Below are 25,684 nucleotides of genomic sequence, written 5' to 3'. Positions count from 1 at the left end.
TCGATGTCGGCGCCAGTTTGGACCCGCCTGTGGACGCGGCTGTCGCTGCCGCGTCTGATGCTGATTGTTTTCATCGCGGTGGCGCTGGCCAGCGCGGCGGTGGTAACCGCGCTGATGCTGGTGTGGCGGCTGCCGCAGCTGCGGCTTAACGAGCAAGAGGCTATCGAGCGCCAAGCCGACGACATTGCCACGCTGTTGCAAAGCGAGCTGCGCACCATCGAGCAGGTTGCCGCTACGCTGGCAGCCTTGCTGGTTGAGCGACCGCAGCAAGAACGCCAGCGCGTGCAGCTGCCATTTTTTGAGCATGGGCTGCCACTGGCCGAAGCGATCATCCTGACCGATGCCAACGGCGTGGTGCAAGACTACCTGCTGTTTCAGGATCCGCGCGCGCGCCGCCATCACGATCTTTATTTGGAGCGCGGCTTTGACTTCAGCCAAACCGAAGCGCTACGCCGCACGCTGCCCACCCGGCAAGCGGCTTGGAGCGACCTCTACCTATCGCCGCTGACGCAAAAGCCCGTCATCGCCTACAGCTTGCCCAGCGGCGGGGGCTGGCTGGTCATCGAACTTGGGCTGCAGCACTTAAGCGCTTTTGAACGCCACCGCCAACGCGACGCCCAGCACGGCGGCGCCCAGCTGCTGCTGGTCACCGACGTGACAGGGCTGACCATCGAGTCGCCCCGCCCACAAGACCGGCTGCAGCGCAAAACGTTTTTCTCATTGGAAACGTTGCAGCGCATCCAAAGCACCGGCGCTTGGTATGGCACGCTGGACTACCACGGCCAGCGCTACATCGGGCAGGCGCTGCGCTTGCCCAACCCGCAGTGGATCTTGTTTTTGGGCAACCGCTACGACATCGCCGAAGAGCCGGTGCGCGCCGCCTGGCTGATCTTTGGCCTGACGATTCTGGCCGGCACCGCCACCGGCCTGCTGCTGATGACCTGGGCGGCCCGCAAAATGGGCCGCGAGCTGCACGACTTGATCGACGTCGCGCAAAGCATCGCCCAGGGGCGCTACGAACGCCGCCGCGACTTGCTGCGCCGCCAGGCCAGCCGCGACGTCGCCCAGCTCGACCAAGCCATCGCCGACATGGCCGCGCAAATCGAAAAACGCGAGGAGCGCCTGCGCGGCATCATCGAAACCACCCCGCGCGTGCTGATCCAGGTGTATGACGCCCAAGGCCGGGTGCTGGATTGGAACCCCGCCACGGAGCGGCTGTTGGGCATCCCCAAAGCGCAAGCGCTGCAGCGCACGCCGCGCGAGCTTTATTACGGCGAAGCGCAACACCAAGCTTTCATGGAACTGCTGGCGCAGCTCGACGCAAGCGGGGGCTACGCCGGCCCGTTTGAGAGCCAGCTCACCGACGCGCAGGGGCGAACGCTTTGGGTGCTGTCCACGCTCTTTGCCATTCCGGGCGACGGCGACAGCCGCCACTGGTTTGTCTGCATGGACGTGGACATCACTGCGCAGAAGCAACTGGAGGAGCAGCTGCGCGCCCTCAACCGCGAGTTGGAACACAAGGTGCAGGAACGCACGCAGCACCTGGAACTCACCAACCGCGAACTGCAGCAAACTCTGCATGAACTGCGCGCAGCCCAGCAGCAGTTGGTGCAATCGGAAAAACTGGCCGCGCTGGGCAGCCTCGTGGCCGGCGTGGCCCACGAGCTCAACACCCCGATCGGCAACGCGCGCATGGCGCTTTCGACGCTGCTGGAGCACCTGCGCGCCTTCGAGGCCAAACTGCAGCAGGGGCTGCGGCGCAGCGACTTGCAAACGCTTCTCGAGCAGACGCGCACCGGCTCGTCGATTGCGGAGCACAACTTGCAGCGCGCCGCCGAGCTGGTCACCAGCTTCAAACAAGTGGCGGTTGACCAAACCAGCTCGCAGCGGCGCCGCTTCACCCTGGATGAGGTGGTGCAGGAAATCTTGCTGACGCTGCACCCGCAGCTCAAGCATGCCCCGGTGGAGGTGGCCGTCCACGTGCCCAGCGGCATCGAGCTGGACAGTTACCCCGGCCCGTTGGGCCAAGTGCTGACCAACCTCATTCAAAACGCTTTGCTGCACGGACTGGAAGGGCTGCCGCACGGGCGCATCGCCATCGAAGCCGGCGCCGACGCCACCCATTGGTGGCTGCGCGTCAGCGACGACGGCCGCGGCATGACCGAGGAAGTGCGCCGCCGCATCTTCGAGCCGTTTTTCACCACCAAACTCGGCCAAGGCGGCAGCGGCCTGGGCATGCACATCGTGCACAACATCGTGGAGCGGGTGCTGGGCGGCAGCATCGAGGTGGACAGCGCCCTCGGCCAAGGCGCGCGCTTTACCGTGCGCGCCCCGCGCGTTGCGCCAACCGAAGCCGATCACGCCGCGCCTGCACCACAAGCGCTTGCCGGGCGCCCTCACCCTCGGTAAAATCCCTGATGCCCCCGCGCACAAGGTGGTTAGCCTTGCTCGCGGGGGCAATGCTTTGCAAACCAGGAGGTGCCGCTCACCCTATCGTTCCCTAGTTGGCGCATCGTGGCGGCGCGGTGCGCGCAACCCCGCCTGGCGGCGGGATCGAGTCGAGGTCTGTGCATCATGTCGGACTTGAGCCTAACGACGCAGCAGGCACGCAGCCAGCTGCCGGTCTCCGTCTATTTCGATGAGGCGCTGTTCCAGCGCGAGCTGGAGACCATCTTTCAGTCCGGGCCCCGCTACGTGGGGCATGCCAACGCGGTGCCAAACCCCGGCGACTACTTCGCGCTGCCGCAGGAGGGCGAGGGCCGCGCGCTGGTGCGTACCGAGCGCGGCGTGGAGCTCATCAGCAACGTCTGCCGCCACCGCCAGGCGGTGATGCTCAAGGGCCGCGGCAACCTGGCCAGCGAAGGCAAGGCGCACGCCGGCGGCCACATCGTCTGCCCGCTGCACCGCTGGACCTACAGCGGCGGCCAGCGCGGCATGGCCGAAATCGGCACGCTGGTCGGCGCGCCGCACTTCGCGCAGGATCCGTGCCTGAACCTGCAGCGCTGGCAGCTGCGCGAGTGGAACGGCCTGCTGTTCGAGGACAACGGGCGCGACATCGCCGCAGATCTCGCCGGCATGGCGGTGGGCGACGCGTTCAACTTCGACGGCATGGTGCTCGGCCACGTCGAACTGCACGAGTGCCACTACAACTGGAAGACCTTCATCGAGGTCTATCTGGAGGACTACCACGTCGTGCCGTTCCACCCGGGGCTGGGCAACTTCGTCACCTGCGACGACCTGCGCTGGCAGTTCGCCAGGGAATACTCGGTGCAGACGGTGGGGGTGCAGAACCTCGCCGCCAAAGCCGGCAGCCCGGTGTATCAGCGCTGGCACGAGGTGCTGATGCGCCACCGCGAGGGTCGCCTACCGCAGCACGGTGCAGTATGGCTGACCTACTACCCGCACATCATGGTGGAGTGGTATCCGCACGTGCTGGTGATCTCCACCCTGCACCCGATCGCCGTGGACAAGACGCTCAACCTGGTGGAGTTTTATTACCCCGAAGAGATCGCCGCGTTCGAGCCGGAATTCATGGAGGCGCAGCGCGCCGCTTACATGGAAACCGCCGCCGAGGACGACGAGATCGCCGAGCGCATGGACGCCGGGCGCAAAGCGCTGCTGCAGCGCGGCACCAGCGAAGTGGGGCCCTACCAAAGCCCGATGGAAGACGGCATGCAGCACTTTCACGAGTGGTATCGGGCCAAGATGGGACTGCCAGCGCAAGGCCACTTCGAGGTTTGAGCTCTGGCCACTGTCCAACCGACCCCGGTGTCAGCCGCCACCCCTCAGGCAGCGCCAGCATCGACCTCGCAGGCGCTGTGGATGGTGGCCGGTGCGGGTTTTTTTGCCTCCATGGGCGTGTGCATCAAGATGGCCGCGCCCTATTTCCACACGCTGGAAATCGTGGGCTACCGCGGCGCGATCGGCGCGCTGGTTTTGGCCCTGCTGGCGCGCTGGCGCGGCGTGTCGCTGGCCACGCGGGTGCCGGCCATGCATCTATGGCGCAGCCTCGTGGGCACGGTCTCGCTGCTGAGTTGGTTTTACGCCATCGCGGTGCTGCCGCTGCCCACTGCCATGACGCTCAACTACATGAGCAGCATCTGGGTGGCGGCTTTTTTGGTCGGCGGCGCCGTGCTGCTGCAACGCCAGGGGCAGCCGCTGCGCCATCAAGCGCCGCTGATGATCACGGTGTTGGTCGGCTTTGGCGGCGTCGTGCTGGTGCTGCGTCCCACCTTCGACGGCGCGGCGGCTTGGGGAGGCTTGAGTGGTCTGCTGTCGGGGTTGAGCGCCGCGCTGGCCTACCTGCAGGTGGCGGCGCTGGCGCGCGCAGGCGAGCCCGAAACGCGCACGGTGTTTTGGTTCTCGGTGGCCGCTGCGGTGGTGGGCTTTGCAGGCACGCTCGCGCTGGGCGCCAGCCCCCTGCTGCGCGAGGAGGCGCTGTGGCTGCTGCCAATCGGACTGCTGGCGATGCTCGGGCAACTGTGCATGACGCGCGCTTACGCCAGTGGCGCAACGCTTTTGGCGGCCAACCTGCAATACTTCGGCATCGCGTTTGCGGCGCTGTATGGGTTGCTGCTGTTCGACGACCGGCTGCCGGCCAGCGGCTGGATCGGCATCGGGCTGATCGTGGCCAGTGGCGCGGCGGCCACGTTTCTGCGCCAGCGCGCCGCGCCACGCTTGCCGGCCGAGGAGCATGCGTGACATGACCGCCTTGCCCGCCTCGTCCGTCAACGACGATATCCACCCGCTGATCGACGCGCCCACGCTGCGCCAGCGGCTCGAGGCGCAAGAGGCCTTGTGCGTGGTGGATTGCAGCTTTGAGCTGACCGACCCGGCTGCGGGCGGGTGGCAGTATGCTGAAGGGCACATCCCCGGCGCCCATTACGCTCATTTGGACGACGATTTAAGCGCGGGCCCGGCTGAGCCTTGCGCCAGCGGCGGACGCCATCCGCTGCCGACACGCGAGGCATTCTTGCAGCGTCTGCGCGCCTGGGGTATGCGCCAGGGGGATACCCTGGTGGCCTACGACCGCCAGGGCGGCATGATCGCCGGGCGGCTGTGGTGGCTGGCGCGCTGGTGCGGGCTGCGCGACGTGCGGCTGCTGGACGGGGGCTGGCCGGCCTGGCTGGCCGCAGGCGGCGCCGTCGCCACCGGGCCTGGGCCGGCGCCGCCACGACCGGTTGGCGATTTGACCTTGGCCGCGCCGCGGGTGGCGCTGGTGACAGTGGCCGAAGTGGCCGCGCGACTGGGCCAACCGGGCATCACGCTGGTGGATGCGCGCGCGGCGGTGCGCTATCGCGGCGAAACCGAGCCGCTCGACCCGGTGGCCGGACACATCCCCGGGGCGCTGAACCGCCCGTTCACCGACAACTTCGGCGCCGACGGCCGCTACAAGCCAGCCGACGCGCTGCGCGCCGAGTGGCAGCGGCTGCTGGCCGGCCGCGATCCGGCCCGGGTCATCGTCCATTGCGGCAGCGGCGTCAGCGCCGTGCCACACGTGGTGGCGTTGCTTCTTGCGGGCTTGCCGGCGCCGGCGCTGATGGCCGGCGGCTGGAGCGAGTGGTGCACCACGCCGGGGCTGCCGTGCGCGCGCTCGGTGTAGCGACGGCGATTCAGTCGAGCGCGCGCCAGTCGGGCTGCGGCAGCGCCTCCAGCGCCGGACGCGCGACCAGGTAGCCCTGGAACAGCGTCACGCCCATCGCGCGCAGCTGGTCGTACTCGGCGCGCGTCTCCACCCCTTCGGCGATGACGCGCACGCCCAGCGCGGCGCAGGCGCCCAGCACCCCGCCGACGATGGCCTGGCGCGCGCGGTGGCGGTCGATGTCGCGCACCAGCGCCATGTCCAACTTGACCAGCTGCGGCTGAAACTCCGCCAGCAGGTTCAACCCCGAGTAGCCGGCGCCAAAGTCGTCGATGGCGGTCAAAAAGCCGCGGCTTTGGTAATCGCGCACGATGGACAGCGCGTGCTGCGGGTCGCGGATCTTTTCCGCCTCCGTCATTTCGAACACCAGCCGCTGCGGATCAAAACCAACCTTGTGCGCCGCCGCCAGCGTGAGCCGGATGCAGGTGGCGGGCTCATAAACCGCGTTGGGCAAAAAATTGATCGACAGCCGCGTCGTCAGGCCCAACCGTTGCGCGGTAGCGATCGCCAGCACGCGGCAGGTCTGATCGAAAGCGTAAAGCTGATGGTCTGCGACCGTGGCCAGCACCGCGCCCGCAGGCTCGCCCTCGGGCCCTCGCACCAGCGCTTCGTAGGCGAACACCGAACGTTCGCCCACATCGACAATCGGCTGAAACGCCATGCGCAGCGCGCCGTGCCACGCCTGCGCGCCGCGGCAACGGATGCAGCCGCCCAATCGATCCAGCTCGCCGTCAAAAAAGCGTTCAAGGTAAGGACGCGTTTGAGCAGGGGGCATGCTGTCGAGTTGAACCCGTGGACTGGGCCGAATCGTCTGGGTTAAGCCTTAGACTGTCAAGTCTGGAGGCGAGCGCTAGCCTGCGCGCAACCGACGCTTGAGTCCGGCTCGCCTCAGTGCGCCTGCTCCCAGTTGGGCCCGATGCCGACTTCGGCCACCAGCGGCACGCGCAGCGTGGCCACGCCGGCCATCAGGCGCGGCACCTCGCGCCGCACCCATTCCAGCTCGTCCTCGGGCACCTCGAACACCAGCTCGTCGTGCACCTGCAGGATCATGCGGGTGCGCAGGCCCGCCTCGTCCAGCGCGCGCTGCACCGCCACCATGCTCATCTTGATCAGGTCGGCGGCGGTGCCCTGCATCGGCGCGTTGATCGCGGCGCGCTCGGCGGCGCTGCGGCGCGGCCCGTTGGGCGAGTTGATCTCCGGCAGGAACAGGCGCCGGCCGAACACCGTCTCCACCCAGCCGCGCGCCTTGGCCTGGGCGCGGGTGCGCTCCATGTAGGCGCGCACGCCGGCAAAGCGCTCGAAGTAGCGCTCGATGTAGTTCTTCGCCGCGGTGGCGTCGATGCCCAGCGCTTTGGCCAGCCCGTAGGCGCTCATACCGTAGATCAGGCCGAAGTTGATCGTCTTGGCGTAGCGGCGCTGCTCGGGGCTGACAGCCTCGGGCGGCAGGCCGAACACCTCGGCCGCGGTGGCGCGGTGCACGTCCTGCCCCTCGGCGAACGCCTTCAGCAGCGCGGCGTCTTCGCTCAGGTGCGCCATGATGCGCAGCTCGATCTGCGAGTAGTCGGCGCTGGCGATCCGCCAGCCCGGCGGGGCGATGAAGGCGCGCCGGATGCGCCGCCCCTCCGGCGTGCGGATCGGGATGTTCTGCAGGTTCGGCTCGTTGCTGGCCAGCCGCCCGGTGACGGCCACCGCCTGCGCGTAGTGCGTGTGCACGCGCCCGGTAGCGGGGTTGACCATGGCCGGCAGCTTGTCGGTGTAGGTGCTCTTGAGCTTGGCCAGGCTGCGGTGCTGCAGCACCTTGGCCGGCAGCGGATAGTCCTCGGCGAGCTTTTCCAGCACCTCCTCGTCGGTACTGGGCGCGCCGGTGGCGGTCTTCTTCAGCACCGGCAGGCCGAGCCTGCCGTAGAAGACCTCGGCGATCTGCTTCGGCGAGCCGAGGTTGAACGGCTGCCCTGCCAGCGCGTGCGCCTCGGCCTCCAGCTCGGCGATGCGCCGTCCCAGCTCCTCGCTCTGGCGGCGCAGCTCCGCGGCGTCGATCAGCACGCCGTGGCGCTCCATGCGCAGCAGCACGTGCGTGACGTCCATCTCCAGCCGGTAGATGCGCTGCAGCGCCGGCTCGGCCTGCAGGCGCGGCCACAGCACGCCGTGCACCGCCAGGCACATCTCGGCGTCCTCGCAGGCGTAGGCGGCGGCGCGCTCCAGCGGCACCTGCGCGAAGGGGATCTGCTGCGCCCCCTTGCCGCAGACCTGCTCGTAGGTCAGGCCCTTGCGGCCCAGGTGCCGCTCGGCCAGGCTGTCGAGGTTGTGCGGCTTGTGCGCCTCCAGCACGTAGCTCTGCAGCAGGGTGTCGTGGACGTAACCACGCACGGCAATCCCATGGTTGGCCAGCACGTGCAGGTCATACTTGACGTGCTGGCCGAGCTTGGGCGCGGCGGCGTCCTCCAGCCACGGCCGCAGCGCCTGCAGCACCTCCTCCAGCGGCAGCTGCGCGGGGCGATCCGGCCCTTCGTGCGCCAGCGGGATGTAGGCCGCCTCGCCCGGCGCCACCGCCAGCGACAGCCCGACCAGCCGCGCCTGCAGTTCGTCCAGCGAGGTGGTCTCGGCGTCCAGCGCCGCCAGCGGCGCCGCGCGCAGGCGCTCGACCCACGCCTGCAGCGTGGCGCGGTCCTGCACCACCGTGCAGCGCAGCGGCGCCGCCTGCATCGGCAGCGCCGCCTGCGCCGGGGCATCCGGCGCGCCAGCCTCCTCGTCCAGCGCGCGCGCCAGGCTGCGAAAGCCGTAGCGCTCGTAGAACGCGCGCAAGCCCGCCGTGTCGGCCGGGCGGCGGCGCAGCGCCTCCAGGCTCGGCCACCCCGGCACGTGCGCGGCCAGGTCGCAGTCGGTGCGGATGCGCAGCAGCTCGCGGCCCTTCGGCAGCCAGTCCAGCGCCCGGCGCAGGTGCTCGCCGGCGGCGCCCTTGATCTCGTGCGCGTGCGCCACGATGCCGTCCAGCGATCCATAGGCCTGCAGCCACTTGGCCGCCGTCTTCGGGCCGACCTTGTCCACGCCCGGCACGTTGTCCACCGCGTCGCCGACCAGCGTCTGGAAATCCAGCATCAGCCGCGGCGGCACGCCGAACTCCGCCTCCACCCCGGCGGCGTCGCGCACTTTGCCGCTCATCGTGTCCACGATGGTGATGCGCTCATCGACCAGCTGGCTCAGGTCCTTGTCGCCGCTGGAAATGACGACGCGCCAGCCCTGCTGCGCGGCCAGCCGCGCCAGCGTGCCGATGACGTCGTCGGCCTCCACCCCCGGCACGCGCAGCACCGGCCAGCCCTGCAGCCCGATCACCTCCAGGATCGGCTCGATCTGCGCGCGCAGGTCGTCCGGCATTGGCGCGCGGTGCGCCTTGTAGTCCGGGTAGAGCGCCTCGCGAAACGTCGGCCCCGGCGCGTCGAACACCACCGCCAGGTGCTCGGTCGGATGGGTCTTGGCCAGCGCCTGCAGCATGTTGAGCATGCCGCGGATGGCGCCGGTGGGCGGGCTCGCCGGGTCGCCCGGCACCGCGCGCAGATCCGGCATCGCATGGTAGGCGCGATAGAGGTAGCTGGAGCCGTCCACCAGCACCAGCAGCGGGGCATCATCGTGGGCTTCGTCCATTGCCGCTATCGTATCCGCAGCTTTGCGGCGACATTGCCTACAATGCAGGGGTATGCCATACCGAGCTCACCCCGCCCAACGCCGCGCTTGGCTGATGATCATCATCTTCGCAGTTTGCGGCTGGGCTTGCGCGCAGCCCGCGGGGGAATCGGGCGTGCGCACCCCCCCATCGGGTGGACCTGAGCCAAAAGTCGAGCGTCTGATCCACGCCGACGGATACAGCCGCATCGAAGAGTTGCGCATCGGCGGACGCACCCGCAGCATCGAGGTGCAGACGCGCTCGGCGGTGCCGGGCTACGAGGTGCGTCCGATCGACCCAGCTCAGGATGACCGGCGCAGCGGCGCCGGTCAGCGCCAGTGGCGCGTGCTGGCGTTCTGAGGCCATGGCGGTCTTCACGGAGGTCAGCCGCGAGGAAGCGGCCACGTTGATGCAGCAGCTGGGTCTGGGCCGGCTGACGGACATGGTCGGTTGCGCCGGCGGCATCGAGAACACCAACTATTTCGTCAGCACCGAACGCGATGGCCAGCGCCTGGAGTGGGTGTTGACCTTGTTTGAGCGCCTCACGCACGCGCAGCTGCCGTTTTACCTGCACCTGATGAAGCACCTGGCCGGCAAGGGCATCCCGGTGCCGGATCCGCAGGCCGACGCCAGCGGCCAGATCCTGCACACCGTGCGCGGCAAGCCGGCCGCGGTGGTCAATCGGCTGCGCGGCGCCAGCGTGCTCGACCCAGGCCCGGCGCACTGCGCGCAGGTCGGCGCGATGCTGGCGCGCATGCATCTGGCGGCGCAGGATTACCCGCGCCAGCAGCCCAACCTGCGCGGGCTGGCGTGGTGGAACGAGACCGTGCCGGTGGTGCTGCCGCACCTGCAGCCGCAGCAGGCCGCGCTGCTGCAGGACGAGCTTGCCTACCAGAACGCCGTGGCTGCCAGCGACGCCTACCGGCGCCTGCCGCGCGGGCCGGTGCACGCCGACCTGTTCCGCGACAACGTCATGTTCGACGACGGGCGCTTGAGCGGCGTGTTCGACTTCTACTTCGCCGGCTGCGACACCTGGCTGTTCGACCTGTCGGTCACGCTCAACGACTGGTGCATCGACCTGGCCAGCGGCGCCGCCGACGCGGCGCGCACGCAGGCGCTGCTGCAAGCCTACGAAGCGGTACGCCCCCTTACGGCGGAGGAGCGCGCGCTGCTGCCGGCGCTGCGCCGCGCCGGGGCGCTGCGCTTCTGGATCTCGCGGCTGTGGGACTGGTATCTGCCGCGGCCGGCCAGCGTGCTCAAGCCGCACGACCCGACGCACTTCGAGCGCGTGCTGCGCGCGCGCCGCGCGGAGGCCGGCGCATGAGGCTGCAACGCGTGCCGGCGCGCACCGGCTGGCTGTGGGTGCGGCAGGGGCTGCGCACGTTTGCACGCCAGCCGCTGGCGATGGCCGGGCTGTTTTTCATGTTCATCTTGCTGGTCAGCGTGCTGGCCATGATTCCGTTGCTGGGCGCGCCGCTGGCGCTGGCGCTGCTGCCGGCGGCCACCCTTGGCATCATGGCCGCCACGCAGCAGGCCGAGCGCGGACGCTTTCCGATGCCCACCGTGCTGGCCAGCGCGTTTCAAGCCGGGCGCGAGCGCGCGCGCGCGATGCTGCTGCTGGGCGGCCTGTATGCGGTCGGCTCGCTGCTGGTGATCGCGCTGGCCACGCTGTTGGCTGGCGGCGGCGCCGAGGGCCTGACGCCAGGCGAGGACGGCCGCCCGCGGCTTGATGACCCGGTGCTGCTGCGCAACCTGGCATGGCAGGCGGTGCTCTACCTGCCGCTCGGGCTGCTGTTCTGGCACGCGCCGGCGCTGGTGCACTGGCATGGCGTGCACCCGGTCAAGGCGCTGTTCTTCAGCTTCGTGGCCTGCTGGGCCAACAAGGCGGCGCTGGCGGTGTTCATCCTCGGCTGGGCGGCGGTGTTCTTCGCCGTGGCGCTGCTGCTGGTGCTGCTCAGCAGCATCGTGGGCGGCGCCACGCTGATCCAGGCGCTGATGTTTCCGGTGGCCTCGCTGCTGAGCGCAGCGTTCTTCACGTCGCTGTATTACACCTTCCGCGACAGCTTCGTCCACGACGACGGCACGCCGGTGGCGTAGGCGACGGTTTCACGCCACCCGCGCCATCACTCCACCGGCGTCAGCCGCGCCACCGCCAGCGCCAACCATTTGGGGCCGTGGCGGCGGAAGTGCACGTGCGCGCGCGCGTCCGCGCCGCGACCCTCCACCGCCAGCACCTGCCCTTCGCCGAACTTGGGGTGGAACACCGCCATGCCGGTGCGGATCGCGGCGCCGGCGGCGCTGACCGGCGCCTGCGGCGCCGCAGCGGCGGCCGGCGGCAGGCCGGCCAGACCGGCTGGGCGGACGTCGTCCTGCCCCAGCGCACTGCGGCCCCAGGCTGGCTGCGGCGCACCCCAGCCGCGCCCGCGCGGGGGGCTCAGCCACTGCAGACTATCGGCCGGTAGCTCGTCGAGGAAGCGGCTTGGGATGTGGTAGCGGGTGCTGCCGTGAAACATGCGCGTCTGCGCCCACGTCAGGTAGAGGCGCTGGCGCGCGCGCGTGATCGCCACATACATCAGCCGCCGCTCTTCCTCCAGGCCGTCGTGCGCGGTCAGGCTGTTCTCGTGCGGAAACAGCCCCTCCTCCAGCCCGGTGATGAAGACGGCATCGAACTCCAGCCCCTTGGCGGCGTGCACGGTCATCAGCTGCACGGCCTCCTGCCCGGCCTGCGCCTGGTGGTCGCCGGACTCCAGCGCCGCGTGCGTCAGGAACGCCGCAAGCGGACTGGTGGTCTCACCGTCGGCATCGGCAACCGGCGCCGCGCCCGGCGCATCGCGGCCAAAGCCCTCTTGCTGCACGAAGGCGTGCGCGGCGGCGACCAGCTCCTCCAGGTTCTCGATGCGCTCAGCGCCGTCGCGCTCGCCGCGGTAGTGCGCCAGCAACCCGCTGTCGTCCAGCACCGTGCGCACGAGATCCGCGAGCGCCAGCCCCGCGCCGCGCTCGCGCATCACGTCCAGCTGGGCCACAAAGGCGGTCAGCGCCGCGCCGCCGCGGCCCCCCACCAACGTCACCGCATCGGCCAGCGCGCAGCCGGCCTCGCGCGCGGCCTGCTGCAGCTGCTCGACCGTGCGCGCGCCAATGCCGCGCGGCGGAAAGTTGACGACGCGCAAAAAGCTCGTGTCGTCGCGCGGGTTGTCCAGCAGGCGCAGGTAGGCCAGCGCGTGCTTGACCTCGGCGCGCTCGAAGAAGCGCAGCCCGCCCCAGACGCGGTACGGCACGCCGGCCTGGAACAGCGCCCCCTCCAGCGCGCGGCTCTGCGCGTTGCTGCGGTAGAGCACGGCGATCTCGTGCGCCGGCACGCCGTCGCGCAGCAGCTGGCGGATCTCCTCCACCACCCACTGCGCCTCCTCAAAGTCGCTGGCCAGCTCCACCACGCGCAGGGGTTCGCCGTCGCCGCGCTCGGTGCGCAGCCGCTTGCCGAGGCGCTGGCGGTTGTGCTCGATCAGGTGGTTGGCCGCCCGCAGCACGTGGCCGACGCTGCGGTAGTTCTGCTCCAGCTTGATCGGCGCCTCGATGCCGAACTCGCGCACGAAGTCGGCCATGTTGCCGACGCGCGCGCCGCGGAAGGCGTAGATGCTCTGGTCGTCGTCGCCGACGGCCATCACCGCGTTGCCGCACGGCAAGAAGCGACCGTCCTCGACCTCGCCGGCCAGCAGCTTCAGCCACGCATACTGCAGCCGGTTGGTGTCCTGGAACTCGTCGATGAGGATGTGGCGGAAGCGCCGCTGGTAATGCTCGCGCAGGGGCCGGTGGTCGCGCAGCAGCTCGTAGCTGCGCAGCATCAGCTCGCCGAAGTCCACCACGCCCTCGCGCTGGCATTGCTCCTCGTAGCGCTGGTAAAGCTCGATTTTCAGGCGCGTGTGCGGGTCGCGGGGCACCAGATCATGCGGGCGCAAGCCGTCTTCTTTGGCGTGGTTGATGAACGCCTGCAGCTCTTTGGACGCCAACCGTTCCTCGTCCACGCCGGCGGCCTTCAGCAGTCGCTTGACGGCGCTGAGCTGATCCTGCGTATCCAGGATTTGAAACGTCGCCGGCAAACCCGCCGAGGCGTGGTGCGCGCGCAGCAGCCGATGGCACAGCCCGTGGAAGGTGCCGATCCACATGCCGCGCACGTTCAGCGGCAGCATGGCGGTCAGGCGCGTCAGCATCTCGCGCGCGGCTTTGTTGGTGAAGGTCACCGCCAGCACGCCGCCGGGGCCGACCTGCCCGGTGGCCAGCAGCCAGGCGATGCGCGTCGTCAGCACGCGCGTCTTGCCCGAGCCGGCGCCGGCCAGCACCAGCGCGTGGCGCGGCGGCAACGTCACGGCCGCCAGCTGCTCGGGGTTGAGCCCGCGCAGCAGTGGATGGTCGGGAGACAGGGCCGGGGCAGCGCGCGCGTCGCCGCCCTCCTGCGGCCAGGCCAGGGCGTCGTTCATGCGCGGCATTGTAGGCGCGGCCTCGCTCAGTCCGCGCTCAACGAAGGCCCGATCAGCGGGCTGGACGCAGCGGCGGCTCCAGCGTGATCTCCACGCGGCGGTTTTGCGCCCGGCTGGCTGCGGTGTCGTTGGGGGCGATCGGGCGCGTGTCGGCCAAGCCGGTGGCGCGCAGGCGCGTGGGGTTGATGCCGCGCGCCTCCAAGTGGCGCACGACGCTGCTGGCGCGCGCCGCCGACAGCTCCCAGTTGGACGGAAAACGCGCGTTTTGAATCGGCACGTTGTCGGTGTGGCCCTCCACGACCACCGTGTAGTCCGGCAGCCGGTTAAGCGCCGGCAGCAGGCGGTCGATGACGGTCTTGCCGGCGGGCGTCAGCTCGGCTTCGCCCGGGGCAAACAACACTTCGGATGGAATGCGGAAAATCAGCCCATCGTCGCGGCGCAACAGCGTCACGCTGTCGTCGATGATGGGGGCGGCGGCTTCGGGCGCGGCGGCTTGCCCTGCCGTGGCGGGCGCGGCAGCGCCGCCGCTGGGGGGGGCCGGCGGCGGGTGCGGCCCAGGCCCCTGGCTGGCGGCCTGCGAGGGCGCCAGCGGCGGCGCCACGTTGCCGCCCGCCGGCGGCAGCGGCGGCTGGCGGCCCGCGGCCTCAGCCGAGCCGCTGGCGATCGCCGACGGGCGACCCAGCGGCGGCTTGCGCGTGATCGGTTCGGAAAACGCCAGCATCACCACCAGCATCACCAGCAGCAGCGTCATCACGTCGAGGTAGGTCAGCAGCCAGCCTTCTTCTTCCTGCGGCGGATCGGGCTCGGCGTGCCAGCGTTGGAAGCGCCCGCGCTGCAGCGGACTGAGCCGCGCCGGGGTGGGCATCGGCGAACCGCTCGCAGCGACGCGGCTGCTGGCAGGAGGCGGCGCAGCAGACTCGGGCATCCCGCTTCACCCTTGCGGCGGACGCGCGCCGCCAGCCGAAGCGCCGGAGCGCGCGCCATGGCCGCCGCCTGGCGCGGCGCCGCGGTCGTCGATCTCATCCTCGACATGCGCCACGAACGAATGCAGCGTCTCGCGCATCAACGACGGGCTGCGCTTGGCGCACATCATCGAAATGCCCTGCAGCACCATGTTCATCAACACGATGCGCTGCTCGGTGCGCCGCTCCAGCTTAACCGCAATCGGCTTGAAGACCAAGTTGGCCAGCAGGATGCCGTAAAACGTGGTCATCAGCGCCACCGCCAACTGACGCCCGATGACCACCAGATCGCCGCTGGCCACCACGTCCATCAGGTTGATCAGCCCCACCAACGTGCCAATCATGCCAAAAGCCGGCGCGTAGCTGGCCATGACGCGAAACAGCTGCGCCTCAGCGGCTTCCTTGGCCTTCATGCGCGAGATGCGCCACTGCAGCAGGTCCAGGATATCTTCTTCCGGGATGCGGTCGATCACCAGCTGCACGCCGGTGCGCAAAAAAGGGTTTTTCACGCGTGGCAGCGCGCGCTCCACCGCCACCGGGTCGTCGCGCATCCACAGACGCGAGATGTCCACCAGCTCTTCGATGTCGCGCTGCGTGTAGAGCCGCTCGTTGCGCATGACGATGCGCATCAGGCCGAAGACGCGCAGCACCTCCTTCATCGGATAGCTGAGAAAGGTGGCGGCCATCGTGCCGACCAGGACGATGCCCAGCCCCGGCAGATCGACAAACAGCCAGGGATCGTCCGCGGCGAAGAAGATCAGCACCGCCAGCAACGCCACGCTGGCGACCATGCCAATCAGGGTGGAGGGGTTCATACCCAAACGCACGACCAGCAGCCCCATGGAATCGGACGCTGCGATCCTAGCACCAGCGGGCTAGAATCAAGCACCGGGCCCGCATGAGGCGGCCCGGTTTTTTGTGCCCTGCCCGACGCCGTGGAAATCTTTGATTACGAACATGTTTGGCTGCTGCCCCGCAAATGCCGGGTGGACAGCCGCTCTCAGTGCGACACCAGCGTCACGCTGGGGCCGCGGCGCTTTCGCTTGCCGGTGGTGCCAGCCAACATGAAGACGGTCATCAGCGAGCCGTTGGCCGAGTGGCTGGCCAGCCACGGCTATTTCTACATCATGCACCGGTTTGACGTGGACAGCGTCGCGTTTGCCCGGCGCATGCATGCCCGCGGGCTGTATGCCTCGATTTCGCTGGGCGTCAAGCCCCACGATGTGCAGACGGTGCAGCGCCTGGCGGCCGAGGGGCTCACCCCTGAATACATCACCATCGACATCGCTCACGGCCATGCCGACAGCGTGCAGCGCATGATCGCGCTGCTCAAAGAGCGGCTGCCGGGCAGCTTCGTGATCGCCGGCAACATTGGCACGCCGGAGGCGGTCATCGACCTCGAACATTGGGGCGCTGATGCCACCAAGGTCGGCATCGGCCCGGGCAAGGTCTGCATCACGCGGATGAAGACCGGCTTTGGCACCGGCGGCTGGCAGCTGTCGGCGCTGAAATGGTGCGCGCGCGTGGCCACCAAGCCCATCATCGCCGATGGCGGTATTCGCGAGCACGGCGACATCGCCAAGAGCATCCGCTTTGGCGCGACGATGGTCATGATCGGCTCGCTGCTGGCCGGCCACGAGGAGTCGCCCGGGCAAACGGTGGAAGTGGATGGCAAGCTCTACAAAGAGTATTACGGCTCGGCCTCGGACTTCAACAAAGGCGAGCGCCGCCACATCGAAGGCAAGCGCATTCTGGAGCCGATCAAAGGCAAGCTGGCCGACACCCTGCGCGAAATGGAAGAAGACCTGCAAAGCTCCATCAGCTACGCCGGCGGCACGCAGCTGATGGACATTCGCCGGGTGAACTACGTCATCTTGGGCGTCAACAACGCCGGCGAGCACGTGCTGATGTGACGCCGGCGCCGCCCCGCCTCGGGGGATCAGCCTGAGCGTCGCACCGCGGCTTTCGGGGGCCGGTGACCGGCCAGCCCCCCGCCTTGAGACGACCGGGCGGACGAGCGCGAATGCAGGGTTGACCGGCGGCCGCGGGGGGCGCGTTGACGCTCTTGCCGCGACACGGTGCGTTGCGGCTCCAAGCCCGCCACCGTGTGCTCCGGAATCGGCTCGCGCCGCAGCGCTTCAATGGCGGCCAAGCGGCGTCGGTCGCGCGGCTCGGCCATCGTCACGGCCACCCCTTGGCGACCCGCGCGGCCAGTGCGCCCGATGCGGTGCACGTAGTCCTCGGCCTTCATCGGCAGGCCGTAATTGAATACGTGCGAGATGCTGGGCACATCGATGCCGCGGGCGGCCACATCGGTGGCCACCAAAATTTGCACGCGCCCTTCGCGCAGCGCCTGCAGACGGCGCTGACGCACCCCTTGCGGCATGGCGCCGTGCAGGGCCACCGCGGCAAAGCCTGCCTGTTGCAACTCATCGGCCAGCGCGTCGCACTCCACTTGCGTGCTGGCAAACACAATCGCCTGCTGCAGCGTGGCGTCGCGCAGCCAGTGGTGCAGCAGTCGGCGCTTGTGCTGCGCGTCGTCACACCAATGCAGGCGCTGCTCAATGTGGGCGTGCCGCTGCTGCGGCGTGGCCAGCATCACCTGGCGCGGCGTGCGCATCACGCCCGCAGCCAGGCGCTGCACCGGCGGCGCCATGGTGGCGGAAAACATCAAGGTCTGCCGTCGCGCCGCGGTCAGCGTATGGATGGCCGCCAGATCGTCGGCAAAGCCCAGATCCAGCATGCGGTCGGCTTCGTCCAACACCAAGTGCTGCACGGCATCGAGCCGCAGGCGGCCGCTGCGCTGCAAATCCAGCAGGCGGCCCGGCGTGGCCACCAGCAGGTGCACGCCGCTTAGCCGCTGAAGTTGCTGCCGGTATGGCAAACCGCCTACCACCGTCGCCACCCGCAGGAAGCGGGCATGGCGCAGCAGCTCGACGGCGTCGCGCCCCACCTGTTGCGCCAGCTCGCGCGTCGGGCACAACACCAAGACCGATGGGCGCGCTGCTGACTCGGCAGGCTTGCCGAACGCTTTTATCGACGCCGTCGCCGCCGCGCCAGACGTCTGCAACAACCCATGCAGCAGGGGCAGCAGGTAAGCTGCGGTTTTGCCGCTGCCGGTCTGGCTGCAAACGATCAAGTCGGCGCAGCCGCCGTCGGCTTGCGGCAGCGCTAGTGGGATGGCTTGCTGCTGCACCGCGGTGGGGGTCTCAAAGCCGCGCTCCGCCACGGCCCGCAGCAAAGCGGGATGCAGCCCCAGGGCGGCAAACCCCGCTGCCGAGGCGGGCGCACTCGAATTGGCGTGTAAAGAATCGGTGTTCAAGGGAAAGGCTCCTTGGGAGTGGGGCAGACATTACACCGACCACCCCGCGCCTGTTCCCGTCGTGGACCGCGCCAGCAGCAGATGCAATGATCGAATAAAAAAGCAGCGGGTTCTTTACCCGCTGCGCTGGTCATTATCGCACAAAACCGCCGCGGTCACCGCATCCATGACGGTTGCATCCCAACCCGCTTATTCGGCCATGCGCAGAAAATGCCGCCGGTAGTGCTCCAGCTCGTCGATGGACTCGTGCACATCGGCCAGCGCCGTGTGGCGCTGCTGCTTCTGGAAGGCTTTGTAAATCTCCGGACGCCAGCGCTTGGCCAGCTCTTTTAGCGTGCTGACGTCCAGGTTGCGGTAGTGGAAGAACGCCTCCAGCCGGGGCATGTAGCGCACCAAAAAGCGCCGATCCTGTCCGATGCTGTTGCCGCACATCGGCGAGCTGTTTTTCGGCACGTAGCGCGCGATGAACTCGAGCAGGATATCCTCGGCCTGCGCCTCGGTCAGCGTGCTGGCGCGCACCTTGTCGATCAGCCCGCTTTTGCCGTGCGTGCCCTTGTTCCAGCTGTCCATCGCGTCCAGCACCGCCTCGTCCTGGTGGATCACCAGCACCGGCCCTTCGATGCGCGGCGTCAGCTGCGGGCCGGTGACAATCACCGCGATCTCCAGCAGCCGGTCGCGCTCCGGATCCAGGCCGGTCATCTCGCAATCGATCCACACCAGGTTCTGGTCGCTGCGCGGCAGCGCTAGCGCCTCGGTGTCCAACGTCTCGGGCAGGGGGGCGGCGTCGTTCATGCCGCCATTGTCGCCGATCTGGCGCGCGGCTTTGATCTAGACTCGCCGTTCATGGAGGTTACCCTACCCCCTGAGCTGGCGTTGAGCCTTGCTTTTGTCGCGCTGCTGCTGGCGCAGCTGGCGCTGCGCACCTGGCTGCTGGCGCGCCAGATGCGCCACGTGGCGCGCTGGCGCGACCGCGTGCCGCCGGAACTCGACGGCCACGTCAGCGCCGAGGCGCACCGCCGCGCCGCCGACTACACGCTGGCGCGCACGCGCCTGAGCCTGTGGGAGGCGCTGCTGCAGGCAGCGCTGGTCACCGGCTGGACGCTGCTGGGCGGGCTGGAGGCGCTGCACCAGGCGCTGCTGGCGTGGCTCGGCCCGGGCCTGCCGCAGCAGGTGGCGCTGGTGGCGGCGTTCTTCGTCATCGGCGCGCTGCTGGAGCTGCCGCTGGCGTGGTGGCGCACGTTCCGGCTCGAGCAGCGCTTCGGCTTCAACCGCACGACGCTGCGCCTGTGGCTGGCCGACGGCGTCAAGGGCACGCTGGTGGGCGCGGCGCTGGGCCTGCCGCTGGTGGCGCTGCTGCTGGCGCTGATGGAGCGCACCGGCCCTTGGTGGTGGCTGTGGGCGTGGGCGCTGTGGATGGCGTTCAGCCTCGCGCTGATGGTGGTGGCGCCGCGCTGGATCGCGCCGCTGTTCAACCGCTTCGAGCCGGTGGCCGACGCGGCGCTGCGCGAGCGGCTGCAGCGGTTGCTTGAGCGCTGCGGCTTTCGCGCCGAAGGGCTGTTCGTGATGGACGGCAGCCGCCGCAGCGCGCACGCCAACGCCTACTTCACGGGGCTCGGCACGGCCAAGCGGGTGGTGCTGTTCGACACGCTGCTGCAACAGCTCAGCCCGCCACAGGTGGAGGCCGTACTGGCGCACGAGCTCGGCCACGCGCGGCTCGGGCACATCCCGCGCCGGCTGGCGTGGCTGGCCGCCGCCAGCGCCGTGGCTTGGGCGCTGCTGGGCTGGCTGGCGCAGCAGCCGTGGTTCTATTTCGGCCTGGGCGTCACGCCGGACCTGCTGGGCGGCAACGCCGCGCTGGCGTTGATTCTGTTCTTGCTGGTTTTGCCGCTGGCGGGCGTGTTCATCGCGCCGCTGGGCGCGGCGCTGTCGCGCCGCGACGAGTTCGCCGCTGACGCCTTCGCCGCCCGGCACACCAGCGCGGCGGCGCTGCGCGAGGCGCTGCTGATCCTGCACCGCGACAACGCCGCCACGCTGACGCCCGACCCGTGGTATGTGCGCTTCTTCTACAGCCACCCGCCGCTGCTGCAGCGCCTGCAGCGCTTGGGCGACCCCGTGCCGCAGGCCGCATGAGGCGCCAACACCCTGCCCGCACCGACGCCGCGTCCGCCCCGCTGCGCGAAGGGCTGGTGGTGGCCGCCTACGGGCGCCACCTGCTGGTGGAGGATGCCGCGGGCGCGCGCACGCGCTGCCACGCGCGCGGCAAGCGCCATGAGGCGGTGGTGGGCGACCGCGTGCGCTGGCAGCCCAGCGGGGACGACGGCGTCATCGAGGCCGTCCTGCCGCGGCGCAACGTGCTGCGCCGGCAGGACGAGCTGCGCACCAAGGTGTTCGCCGCCAACGTTGATCAGGTGCTGGTGCTGCTGGCCGCCGAGCCAGCGATGTCGGAGGAACAGCTGGCGCGCGCGCTGATCGCCGCGCGCGACGCCGGCGTGGAAGCGCTGGTGGCGCTGAACAAGCGCGACGTGCAGCCGGCGTTCGACGAGGCCTGGCAGCGGCTGGAGCCGTACCGCGCGATGGGCGAGACGGTGCTGCCGCTGGCGCTGCTCGACCCCGCTGACCCAGGGCTCGAGGCGCTGGCCGCGCGGCTGCGGGGGCGCGTCACACTGGTGATGGGGGCCTCCGGCGTCGGCAAGAGCACGCTGGTCAACCGCCTGGCGCCGGGCGCGCAGGCGCAGACGCAGACGATCTCGCGGGCACTCGGCACAGGCCGCCACACCACCACGCACACCACGTGGTACTGGCTGGATGCGGCGCGCCACGGCGCCCTGATCGACTCGCCGGGCTTTCACGCCTTCGGGCTGCACCACCTGGACCCGCGGCGGCTGGCGGCGCTGATGCCGGACCTCGCGGCGCACCTGGGCGGATGCCGCTTCCTCGACTGCACGCACCGGCAGGAGCCGGGCTGCGCGGTGCGCGCGGCGCTGCAGCCGCATGGGCCCCTGTCACCGCGGCGCTGGCAGCTTTACGTCAACCTCTATGAGGAGCTGGCGGCGCGCCCAGCACACGGCTGAGCCTGAACGAACGCAACACAGCTTGCGCGAGGCTGAGGGTCAAAACAACCGCACCAACAACGCCAACGCCAGCACCAGCAGCCCCAGCACGACGCTGCGCCACACCAGCCCCACCAGCGCCGCCAGGTGATTCAGTTGCGGTTCGCTGCCTTCACCGACCAGCCCGGCCTCCCCGGGCTCGCGCGGCAGCAAACGCACGTGGATCGCCCCTTCCACCGCCGCCAGCAGCAAAGGGTCGCTAGGATCCAGCCAGCCGGTGGCGTGCACGCGCCAACGCTCCAGCACGTCCTCAAAGCGCCCCACCACCGCAAACGCCAGCGCCGAGGCGCGCGCGGGCAAAGCATCGATCGCATGCCACCCTAGCCGCGCGGCTGCGGCCACCGCCGGGCTGACGACATCACCCTCGGCCGGGCCGCTCGGCCCCCCCCACTGCTGGGCCAACCGCTGCGCCAGTCGATACGCCAACGCGCCGGCCGGCCCCAGCCCCAGCGCCGCCAGCAGCACAAAAGCCACCGCCACCCCCAGCACGTATCGATGGGCGTCCAACGCAGCATAGGCAATCACGCGGCGCAGCAACTCCTGGCGCGGCCAATCCACCGCCGTGCCGCCGCGCCATTGCGCAAACAGCGCGCGCGCGCGCCCTTCATCGCCGCTTTCCAGCGCCAGGCGAATTTCGGTGAACGGGTGGCTAAAGTGACGAAAGCCCAGCGTGGCCACCAGGACCATCACGTTCCAGGCAAAAGCCAGCAATCCATGCAGTTGCCACAACAGGTGGTGCACCGCGGCGACTGCCAGGGCCGGCACGCCGACCGCGGCGGCCCAGACCAGCCAGCCATGGGCGCTGTGCCCCGCATCGAGCTGACGACGCACCACATCGCACCAGCCCCACGCGTTCCACGTTGGCTGCCACGCCAGCGCCGGGCGCCAGGCTTGATCGATCAACAGCGTCAGCAGCAGGGCAAACAGCGTCATGCCCGCATCATAGCGGCGCTGGCCGCCCGCACGAAAAGATAAAAGTTACGCAAAATGGCCGCGGTGGCTCCCCAGATAAGCCGTTCCTGTCCGCCCTCGTCGCGGTAAGGCATCGACCACCAGCGGCGCTGCTGCCCGCCGATCCACCCTTCGTGCCGATGGTGGTGGGCGGAATCAAGCACAAAGTGCAACGGCACTTCGAACACCTCCTGCACCTCTTGCGGGTGGGCGCGCCAAGACGGGCTGGGTTGGACCCAGGCCACCACCGGAGTGATGTCAAAGCCGGTGTGGGTGCGGTGAATCGGCAGCTCACCCAGGCGCTGCACTTGGCGGGGGTCAAGGCCAACTTCTTCCTGCGCCTCGCGCAGCGCGCAGCGCCACGGATCGCCTTGATCCTCAGGGTCCCATTGTCCGCCCGGCAATGCAATTTGGCCAGCGTGGGTGCGCATGTGGGCCGGGCGGCGGATCATCAGCACACTGGGCTGGGCCCGCGCCACCAGGCCAAGCAGCACCGCCGCGCAGCGGCGCGCGCCGGCGGGCGGCGTATCCTGCGCCCACGCATCAGGCTGCCATTCAGGCGGGTTGGCAAACCAAGCCCGCAACCTTGCCGGCTGAAGGCCCGACAACGCCGCCGGCGAATTGGAAACGCTCACCTCTTGGCCGCAGTCGGCGCACGGCCCGGGCGCCTCAGCTGGCTTGCCGGTCGAAAATGCATGGTCCATGGTTGTAAAAAAAGAACCCTTGCGAGCTATGCATGGCCTGCATGGCCTCATCTCACACTGGCGTTGGACAACACTCCTGCCCGCCGCTAAGCTGCACGCCGTGTTCAACCACTGATGCGGTTTGCCATGAGCGACACCGTCCCCGGCGTGGCCCAACCCCATGCCTTGCCGTCCTACCTGGACGTCCATCATCTCGGCCCTTGGGGCATTTTCCTGCAACAGGTCGATCGCGTCACGCCTTATCTGGGCAATTTGGCGCGCTGGGTCGAAACCTTAAAGCGCCCCAAGCGCATTTTGGTGGTCGATGTGCCGATCCAAATGGACGATGGCACGGTGGCGCACTTTGAAGGCTATCGCGTGCAGCACAACACCTCGCGCGGCCCCGGCAAGGGCGGCGTGCGCTACCACCAGGACGTCACGCTGTCGGAGGTGATGGCGCTGGCAGCCTGGATGTCGATCAAGAACGCCGCCGTCAACGTGCCGTTCGGCGGCGCCAAGGGCGGCATCCGCGTCGATCCGAAGCGCCTGTCGCTGCCGGAGCTGGAGCGTCTGACGCGGCGCTACACCAGCGAGATCGGCCTCATCATCGGCCCGACCAAGGACATCCCCGCCCCCGACGTCAACACCAACGAGCGCGTGATGGCGTGGATGATGGACACCTACTCCATGAACGTCGGCGAGACCGTCACCGGCGTCGTCACCGGCAAGCCGATCAGCCTGGGCGGCTCGCTGGGGCGGCATGAGGCCACCGGCCGCGGCGTCTTCACCGTCGGCGCGGAGGCGGCGCGGCGCATCGGGCTGGACGTGGCCGGCGCGCGCGTGGCGGTGCAGGGTTTCGGCAACGTCGGCGGCATCGCGGCGCGGCTGTTCGCCGAGGCCGGCGCGCGCGTGGTGGCGGTGCAGGACCACGCCGGCTGCCTCTACCGCGAGGCGGGGCTCGACATCCCGGCGCTGCTGCGCCACGTCAAGGCCACTGGCAGCGTCGCGGGCTTTGCCGAGGCCGAGCCGCTGGCGCGCGATGCGTTCTGGGACACGCCGTGCGACATCCTGATCCCCGCGGCGCTGGAGCAGCAGATCACCGAGGCCAACGCCGGCCGCATCCAGGCGCGGCTGATCATCGAAGGCGCCAACGGCCCCACCACGCCGGCCGCGGACGACATCCTGACCGAGCGCGGCGTGCTGGTGGTGCCCGACGTCATCGCCAATGCCGGCGGCGTGACGGTGAGCTATTTCGAGTGGGTGCAGGACTTCTCCAGCTTCTTCTGGAGCGAGCAGGAGATCAACGAGCGCCTGGTGGCCGTCATGAAGGGAGCGCTGGACGCCGTCTGGCAGGTGGCCGATGACAAGGGCGTGACGCTGCGCACCGCCACCTTCATCGTGGCCTGCGAGCGCATTTTGCGCGCGCGAGACTTGCGCGGACTGTATCCATAAAGCAACGGGACGATGCTCGACCGCCGCTCCAAGGGCCTCAGGCCAGGCGCTCTCAGTGCAGCGCTTGGTCATCCAGCAGCGGGCTGTCGGGCAGCGGCAGCGCCGCGATGCCCTCCTCCCACAACTCGACGGCTTCGGCCAGACTCGCGCGCCCGCGAATGCGCCGCGCCGGCGCGTGGCCTTCGTGCATCGCGCGCGCTTCGGCAGCGAAACGCTCCCCCACATCCTCTGCTGAGCGCACCCACGCGCGCAAGCGGCGCAGCTGCTCAGCCAGTTGCGCCGCTTGCGGATCGGCAACCGAAGCGGCAGCGTTGGGCTGCTCTGCGACCCGGCGCGTCTGCACATAGGGGGCGCTTAGGCGCTTGTCGATCGCACGGTCGCCGCACACTGGGCATTCGATCAGGCCGCGCTCGCGCTGTTGGCGGTAGTCCTCTTCGGAAGCGAACCACCCTTCGAACACGTGGCCGTGCGCGCAGCTCAAATCCAGCACCTTCATGATGCGCCACCACTGGCCGAGGGTGCCCAGTGCGCAGCCGGACGCCAGTCGAGGACGAAGCGCCCGCTGGCCACGTTTTGCCACCACAGCAACCCAACCAGGGTTTTGCCGTCGGTGAGGTCGCCGCGCGCCACCGCGTCCAATAGCTCCTGCGGCGTCAGCGCCAGCACGTCGAGGAATTCGCCTTCGTCCAGCGTGCGCGCACCGTGGCGCAGCCCGCGCGCAAACCAGATTTCGATGACCTCATTGGCGTAGCCAATGCAGGGGTGCAGCACGCCGGCGCGCGCCCACTCGTCGGCCTGGTAGCCGGTCTCCTCGCGCAGCTCGCGCGCGGCGCACGCCCAGCCGCCCTCGCCGGCATCGAGCTTGCCCGCGGGAAACTCCATGAACGCGCGTCGAACGGCGTAACGATACTGGCGCTCCACCACCAGCCGGCCATCGTCCAGCAGCGGCACCACCATCACCGCGCCGGGGTGGGTCAGGTACACGCGCCGCGCCGTACCGCCATCGGGCAGGCGCACCTCGTCGCGATGCAGCGACAAAAAGCTGCCCTGCCACAGCGTCTCCTGCCGCAGCGGGGTTTCCACCAAATGGTCAGGTTGAGGATCGAAATGCACGGTATTTAACGCCGCACCAAATAGCGCCAGACGAAGCCCGGGAAGGCCAAGGTCGCAAACATCGACGCGGTGACGGCATAAAACTCCCAGCGCTGCGGATAGATTTGACCCAGATGGGCTTCCAGGGCCAGCGCGACCGCGCCCACCAGAAAATAAAACAGCGCCAGCTCCAGCAGCCGGCCCCACAAAGGCTTCACACCCCCCCGCGCCGGCAGCACTGCCAACCAGCGTTGGTTGATGAACGGCAAATTGGCCCCCACGAGAGCCAAAACGATGACCAGCCAGACGGCGGCTTGCAGACTCATGCCGGGAGTGTAGCC

General features: G+C 69.3%; 23 protein-coding genes. 11 read left to right on the top strand and 12 right to left on the bottom strand.

Going from position 1 to position 25,684, the window contains the following annotated elements:
• The first annotated feature begins 3 nt into the window (after positions 1 to 3).
• The 4 genes from Talka_RS00825 (at position 4) to Talka_RS00810 (ending at position 5,602) form a co-directional block, all read left to right on the top strand.
• Complete coding sequence (locus Talka_RS00825) at positions 4 to 2,409, top strand: ATP-binding protein (protein WP_185970008.1); 2,406 nt, start codon at positions 4 to 6, stop codon at positions 2,407 to 2,409.
• Positions 2,410 to 2,574: 165 nt separating this feature from the next.
• Positions 2,575 to 3,741 (top strand): aromatic ring-hydroxylating oxygenase subunit alpha, encoded by a 1,167-nt coding sequence (locus Talka_RS00820; RefSeq protein WP_143889121.1) that lies wholly within the window; start codon positions 2,575 to 2,577, stop codon positions 3,739 to 3,741.
• An 81-nt stretch (positions 3,742 to 3,822) separates the two neighbouring features.
• Positions 3,823 to 4,701, top strand: a complete 879-nt coding sequence (locus Talka_RS00815) for a DMT family transporter (protein ID WP_143889446.1) — start codon at positions 3,823 to 3,825, stop codon at positions 4,699 to 4,701.
• 1 nt (position 4,702) lies between these two features.
• Positions 4,703 to 5,602 carry a sulfurtransferase gene (locus Talka_RS00810; RefSeq protein WP_143889120.1) on the top strand — a complete coding sequence of 300 codons (900 nt, stop codon included), beginning with the start codon at positions 4,703 to 4,705 and terminating at the stop codon, positions 5,600 to 5,602.
• A gap of 10 nt (positions 5,603 to 5,612) precedes the next feature.
• On the opposite strand, the gene Talka_RS00805 is transcribed toward Talka_RS00810, so the two are convergent.
• Both Talka_RS00805 and polA read right to left on the bottom strand, forming a co-directional pair.
• Positions 5,613 to 6,416 carry an EAL domain-containing protein gene (locus tag Talka_RS00805; RefSeq protein WP_221933829.1) on the bottom strand — a complete coding sequence of 268 codons (804 nt, stop codon included), beginning with the start codon at positions 6,414 to 6,416 and terminating at the stop codon, positions 5,613 to 5,615.
• Between the two features lie 113 nt (positions 6,417 to 6,529).
• Complete coding sequence (gene polA / locus Talka_RS00800) at positions 6,530 to 9,280, bottom strand: DNA polymerase I (RefSeq protein WP_143889119.1); 2,751 nt, start codon at positions 9,278 to 9,280, stop codon at positions 6,530 to 6,532.
• A 94-nt stretch (positions 9,281 to 9,374) separates the two neighbouring features.
• On the opposite strand from polA, the gene Talka_RS00795 reads away from it, so the two are divergent.
• The 3 genes from Talka_RS00795 to Talka_RS00785 are packed head-to-tail and all read left to right on the top strand — an operon-like array spanning position 9,375 to position 11,396.
• Positions 9,375 to 9,659, top strand: coding sequence for a hypothetical protein (locus Talka_RS00795; protein ID WP_221933828.1), 285 nt, complete (start codon positions 9,375 to 9,377; stop codon positions 9,657 to 9,659).
• A 4-nt stretch (positions 9,660 to 9,663) separates the two neighbouring features.
• Positions 9,664 to 10,623, top strand: a complete 960-nt coding sequence (locus tag Talka_RS00790; protein WP_143889117.1) for a homoserine kinase — start codon at positions 9,664 to 9,666, stop codon at positions 10,621 to 10,623.
• Complete coding sequence (locus Talka_RS00785) at positions 10,620 to 11,396, top strand: BPSS1780 family membrane protein (RefSeq protein WP_143889116.1); 777 nt, start codon at positions 10,620 to 10,622, stop codon at positions 11,394 to 11,396. The genes Talka_RS00790 and Talka_RS00785 overlap by 4 nt, the downstream gene beginning before the upstream one ends.
• 26 nt (positions 11,397 to 11,422) lie before the next feature.
• Here Talka_RS00785 and Talka_RS00780 read toward each other — a convergent pair whose 3' ends face one another.
• The 3 genes from Talka_RS00780 to Talka_RS00770 all read right to left on the bottom strand — a co-directional run bounded on the left by Talka_RS00780 (position 11,423) and on the right by Talka_RS00770 (position 15,548).
• Complete coding sequence (locus tag Talka_RS00780; RefSeq protein WP_143889115.1) at positions 11,423 to 13,771, bottom strand: UvrD-helicase domain-containing protein; 2,349 nt, start codon at positions 13,769 to 13,771, stop codon at positions 11,423 to 11,425.
• Between the two features lie 52 nt (positions 13,772 to 13,823).
• Positions 13,824 to 14,636, bottom strand: a complete 813-nt coding sequence (locus Talka_RS00775) for an OmpA/MotB family protein (RefSeq protein WP_143889114.1) — start codon at positions 14,634 to 14,636, stop codon at positions 13,824 to 13,826.
• A gap of 66 nt (positions 14,637 to 14,702) precedes the next feature.
• The gene (locus Talka_RS00770; RefSeq protein ID WP_143889444.1) at positions 14,703 to 15,548 is read right to left on the bottom strand and encodes a motility protein A; all 846 of its coding nucleotides are present in this window, start codon (positions 15,546 to 15,548) and stop codon (positions 14,703 to 14,705) included.
• 120 nt (positions 15,549 to 15,668) lie between these two features.
• On the opposite strand from Talka_RS00770, the gene Talka_RS00765 reads away from it, so the two are divergent.
• Positions 15,669 to 16,646, top strand: coding sequence for a GMP reductase (locus Talka_RS00765; protein WP_143889113.1), 978 nt, complete (start codon positions 15,669 to 15,671; stop codon positions 16,644 to 16,646).
• Between the two features lie 26 nt (positions 16,647 to 16,672).
• Here the strand turns inward: Talka_RS00765 and Talka_RS00760 are convergent, their stop codons facing one another.
• A complete protein-coding gene (locus Talka_RS00760; protein ID WP_246100510.1) occupies positions 16,673 to 18,055 on the bottom strand; it encodes a DEAD/DEAH box helicase in 1,383 nt (460 codons plus the stop codon).
• A 189-nt stretch (positions 18,056 to 18,244) separates the two neighbouring features.
• Positions 18,245 to 18,847 (bottom strand): oligoribonuclease, encoded by a 603-nt coding sequence (gene orn, locus Talka_RS00755; RefSeq protein WP_143889111.1) that lies wholly within the window; start codon positions 18,845 to 18,847, stop codon positions 18,245 to 18,247.
• A 51-nt stretch (positions 18,848 to 18,898) separates the two neighbouring features.
• Between orn and Talka_RS00750 the strand changes: the two genes are divergently transcribed.
• Positions 18,899 to 20,185 carry a M48 family metallopeptidase gene (locus tag Talka_RS00750; protein WP_143889110.1) on the top strand — a complete coding sequence of 429 codons (1,287 nt, stop codon included), beginning with the start codon at positions 18,899 to 18,901 and terminating at the stop codon, positions 20,183 to 20,185.
• A complete protein-coding gene (rsgA, locus tag Talka_RS00745) occupies positions 20,182 to 21,126 on the top strand; it encodes a ribosome small subunit-dependent GTPase A (RefSeq protein WP_143889109.1) in 945 nt (314 codons plus the stop codon). Before Talka_RS00750 ends, rsgA begins: the two co-directional genes overlap by 4 nt.
• 39 nt (positions 21,127 to 21,165) lie before the next feature.
• Here rsgA and Talka_RS00740 read toward each other — a convergent pair whose 3' ends face one another.
• Positions 21,166 to 22,098, bottom strand: coding sequence for a CobD/CbiB family protein (locus Talka_RS00740; RefSeq protein ID WP_143889108.1), 933 nt, complete (start codon positions 22,096 to 22,098; stop codon positions 21,166 to 21,168).
• Entirely contained in the window at positions 22,095 to 22,820 is a 726-nt protein-coding gene (locus tag Talka_RS00735) for a CoA pyrophosphatase (protein WP_221933827.1), read from the bottom strand. Before Talka_RS00735 ends, Talka_RS00740 begins: the two co-directional genes overlap by 4 nt.
• A 126-nt stretch (positions 22,821 to 22,946) precedes the next feature.
• On the opposite strand from Talka_RS00735, the gene Talka_RS00730 reads away from it, so the two are divergent.
• Positions 22,947 to 24,251: a Glu/Leu/Phe/Val family dehydrogenase gene (locus Talka_RS00730; RefSeq protein ID WP_143889106.1), complete on the top strand. Its 1,305-nt coding sequence runs from the start codon at positions 22,947 to 22,949 to the stop codon at positions 24,249 to 24,251.
• 52 nt (positions 24,252 to 24,303) lie between these two features.
• On the opposite strand, the gene Talka_RS00725 is transcribed toward Talka_RS00730, so the two are convergent.
• The 3 genes from Talka_RS00725 to Talka_RS00715 are packed head-to-tail and all read right to left on the bottom strand — an operon-like array spanning position 24,304 to position 25,669.
• Positions 24,304 to 24,747, bottom strand: coding sequence for a DUF1178 family protein (locus tag Talka_RS00725; RefSeq protein ID WP_143889105.1), 444 nt, complete (start codon positions 24,745 to 24,747; stop codon positions 24,304 to 24,306).
• A complete protein-coding gene (locus tag Talka_RS00720) occupies positions 24,744 to 25,334 on the bottom strand; it encodes an NUDIX domain-containing protein (RefSeq protein WP_246100509.1) in 591 nt (196 codons plus the stop codon). Before Talka_RS00720 ends, Talka_RS00725 begins: the two co-directional genes overlap by 4 nt.
• A gap of 35 nt (positions 25,335 to 25,369) precedes the next feature.
• Positions 25,370 to 25,669, bottom strand: a complete 300-nt coding sequence (locus Talka_RS00715; RefSeq protein WP_143889103.1) for a DUF2818 family protein — start codon at positions 25,667 to 25,669, stop codon at positions 25,370 to 25,372.
• Positions 25,670 to 25,684 lie beyond the last annotated feature (15 nt).

Source organism: Tepidimonas alkaliphilus (assembly GCF_007556595.1).
GTDB lineage: Bacteria > Pseudomonadota > Gammaproteobacteria > Burkholderiales > Burkholderiaceae_C > Tepidimonas > Tepidimonas alkaliphila.
Note: the sequence above shows the minus strand (reverse complement) of the source record. Positions and strands in the feature narration are given on the sequence as shown.

Coding starts and splice junctions, on each gene's coding strand:
- Talka_RS00825 (WP_185970008.1), top strand. CDS start 4: ATGTCGGCGCCAGTTTGGACCCGCCTGTGGACGCGGCTGTCGCTGCCG.
- Talka_RS00820 (WP_143889121.1), top strand. CDS start 2,575: ATGTCGGACTTGAGCCTAACGACGCAGCAGGCACGCAGCCAGCTGCCG.
- Talka_RS00815 (WP_143889446.1), top strand. CDS start 3,823: ATGGTGGCCGGTGCGGGTTTTTTTGCCTCCATGGGCGTGTGCATCAAG.
- Talka_RS00810 (WP_143889120.1), top strand. CDS start 4,703: ATGACCGCCTTGCCCGCCTCGTCCGTCAACGACGATATCCACCCGCTG.
- Talka_RS00805 (WP_221933829.1), bottom strand. CDS start 6,416: ATGCCCCCTGCTCAAACGCGTCCTTACCTTGAACGCTTTTTTGACGGC.
- polA (WP_143889119.1), bottom strand. CDS start 9,280: ATGGACGAAGCCCACGATGATGCCCCGCTGCTGGTGCTGGTGGACGGC.
- Talka_RS00795 (WP_221933828.1), top strand. CDS start 9,375: ATGATCATCATCTTCGCAGTTTGCGGCTGGGCTTGCGCGCAGCCCGCG.
- Talka_RS00790 (WP_143889117.1), top strand. CDS start 9,664: ATGGCGGTCTTCACGGAGGTCAGCCGCGAGGAAGCGGCCACGTTGATG.
- Talka_RS00785 (WP_143889116.1), top strand. CDS start 10,620: ATGAGGCTGCAACGCGTGCCGGCGCGCACCGGCTGGCTGTGGGTGCGG.
- Talka_RS00780 (WP_143889115.1), bottom strand. CDS start 13,771: ATGAACGACGCCCTGGCCTGGCCGCAGGAGGGCGGCGACGCGCGCGCT.
- Talka_RS00775 (WP_143889114.1), bottom strand. CDS start 14,636: ATGCCCACCCCGGCGCGGCTCAGTCCGCTGCAGCGCGGGCGCTTCCAA.
- Talka_RS00770 (WP_143889444.1), bottom strand. CDS start 15,548: ATGAACCCCTCCACCCTGATTGGCATGGTCGCCAGCGTGGCGTTGCTG.
- orn (WP_143889111.1), bottom strand. CDS start 18,847: ATGAACGACGCCGCCCCCCTGCCCGAGACGTTGGACACCGAGGCGCTA.
- Talka_RS00750 (WP_143889110.1), top strand. CDS start 18,899: ATGGAGGTTACCCTACCCCCTGAGCTGGCGTTGAGCCTTGCTTTTGTC.
- rsgA (WP_143889109.1), top strand. CDS start 20,182: ATGAGGCGCCAACACCCTGCCCGCACCGACGCCGCGTCCGCCCCGCTG.
- Talka_RS00740 (WP_143889108.1), bottom strand. CDS start 22,098: ATGACGCTGTTTGCCCTGCTGCTGACGCTGTTGATCGATCAAGCCTGG.
- Talka_RS00735 (WP_221933827.1), bottom strand. CDS start 22,820: ATGGACCATGCATTTTCGACCGGCAAGCCAGCTGAGGCGCCCGGGCCG.
- Talka_RS00730 (WP_143889106.1), top strand. CDS start 22,947: ATGAGCGACACCGTCCCCGGCGTGGCCCAACCCCATGCCTTGCCGTCC.
- Talka_RS00725 (WP_143889105.1), bottom strand. CDS start 24,747: ATGAAGGTGCTGGATTTGAGCTGCGCGCACGGCCACGTGTTCGAAGGG.
- Talka_RS00715 (WP_143889103.1), bottom strand. CDS start 25,669: ATGAGTCTGCAAGCCGCCGTCTGGCTGGTCATCGTTTTGGCTCTCGTG.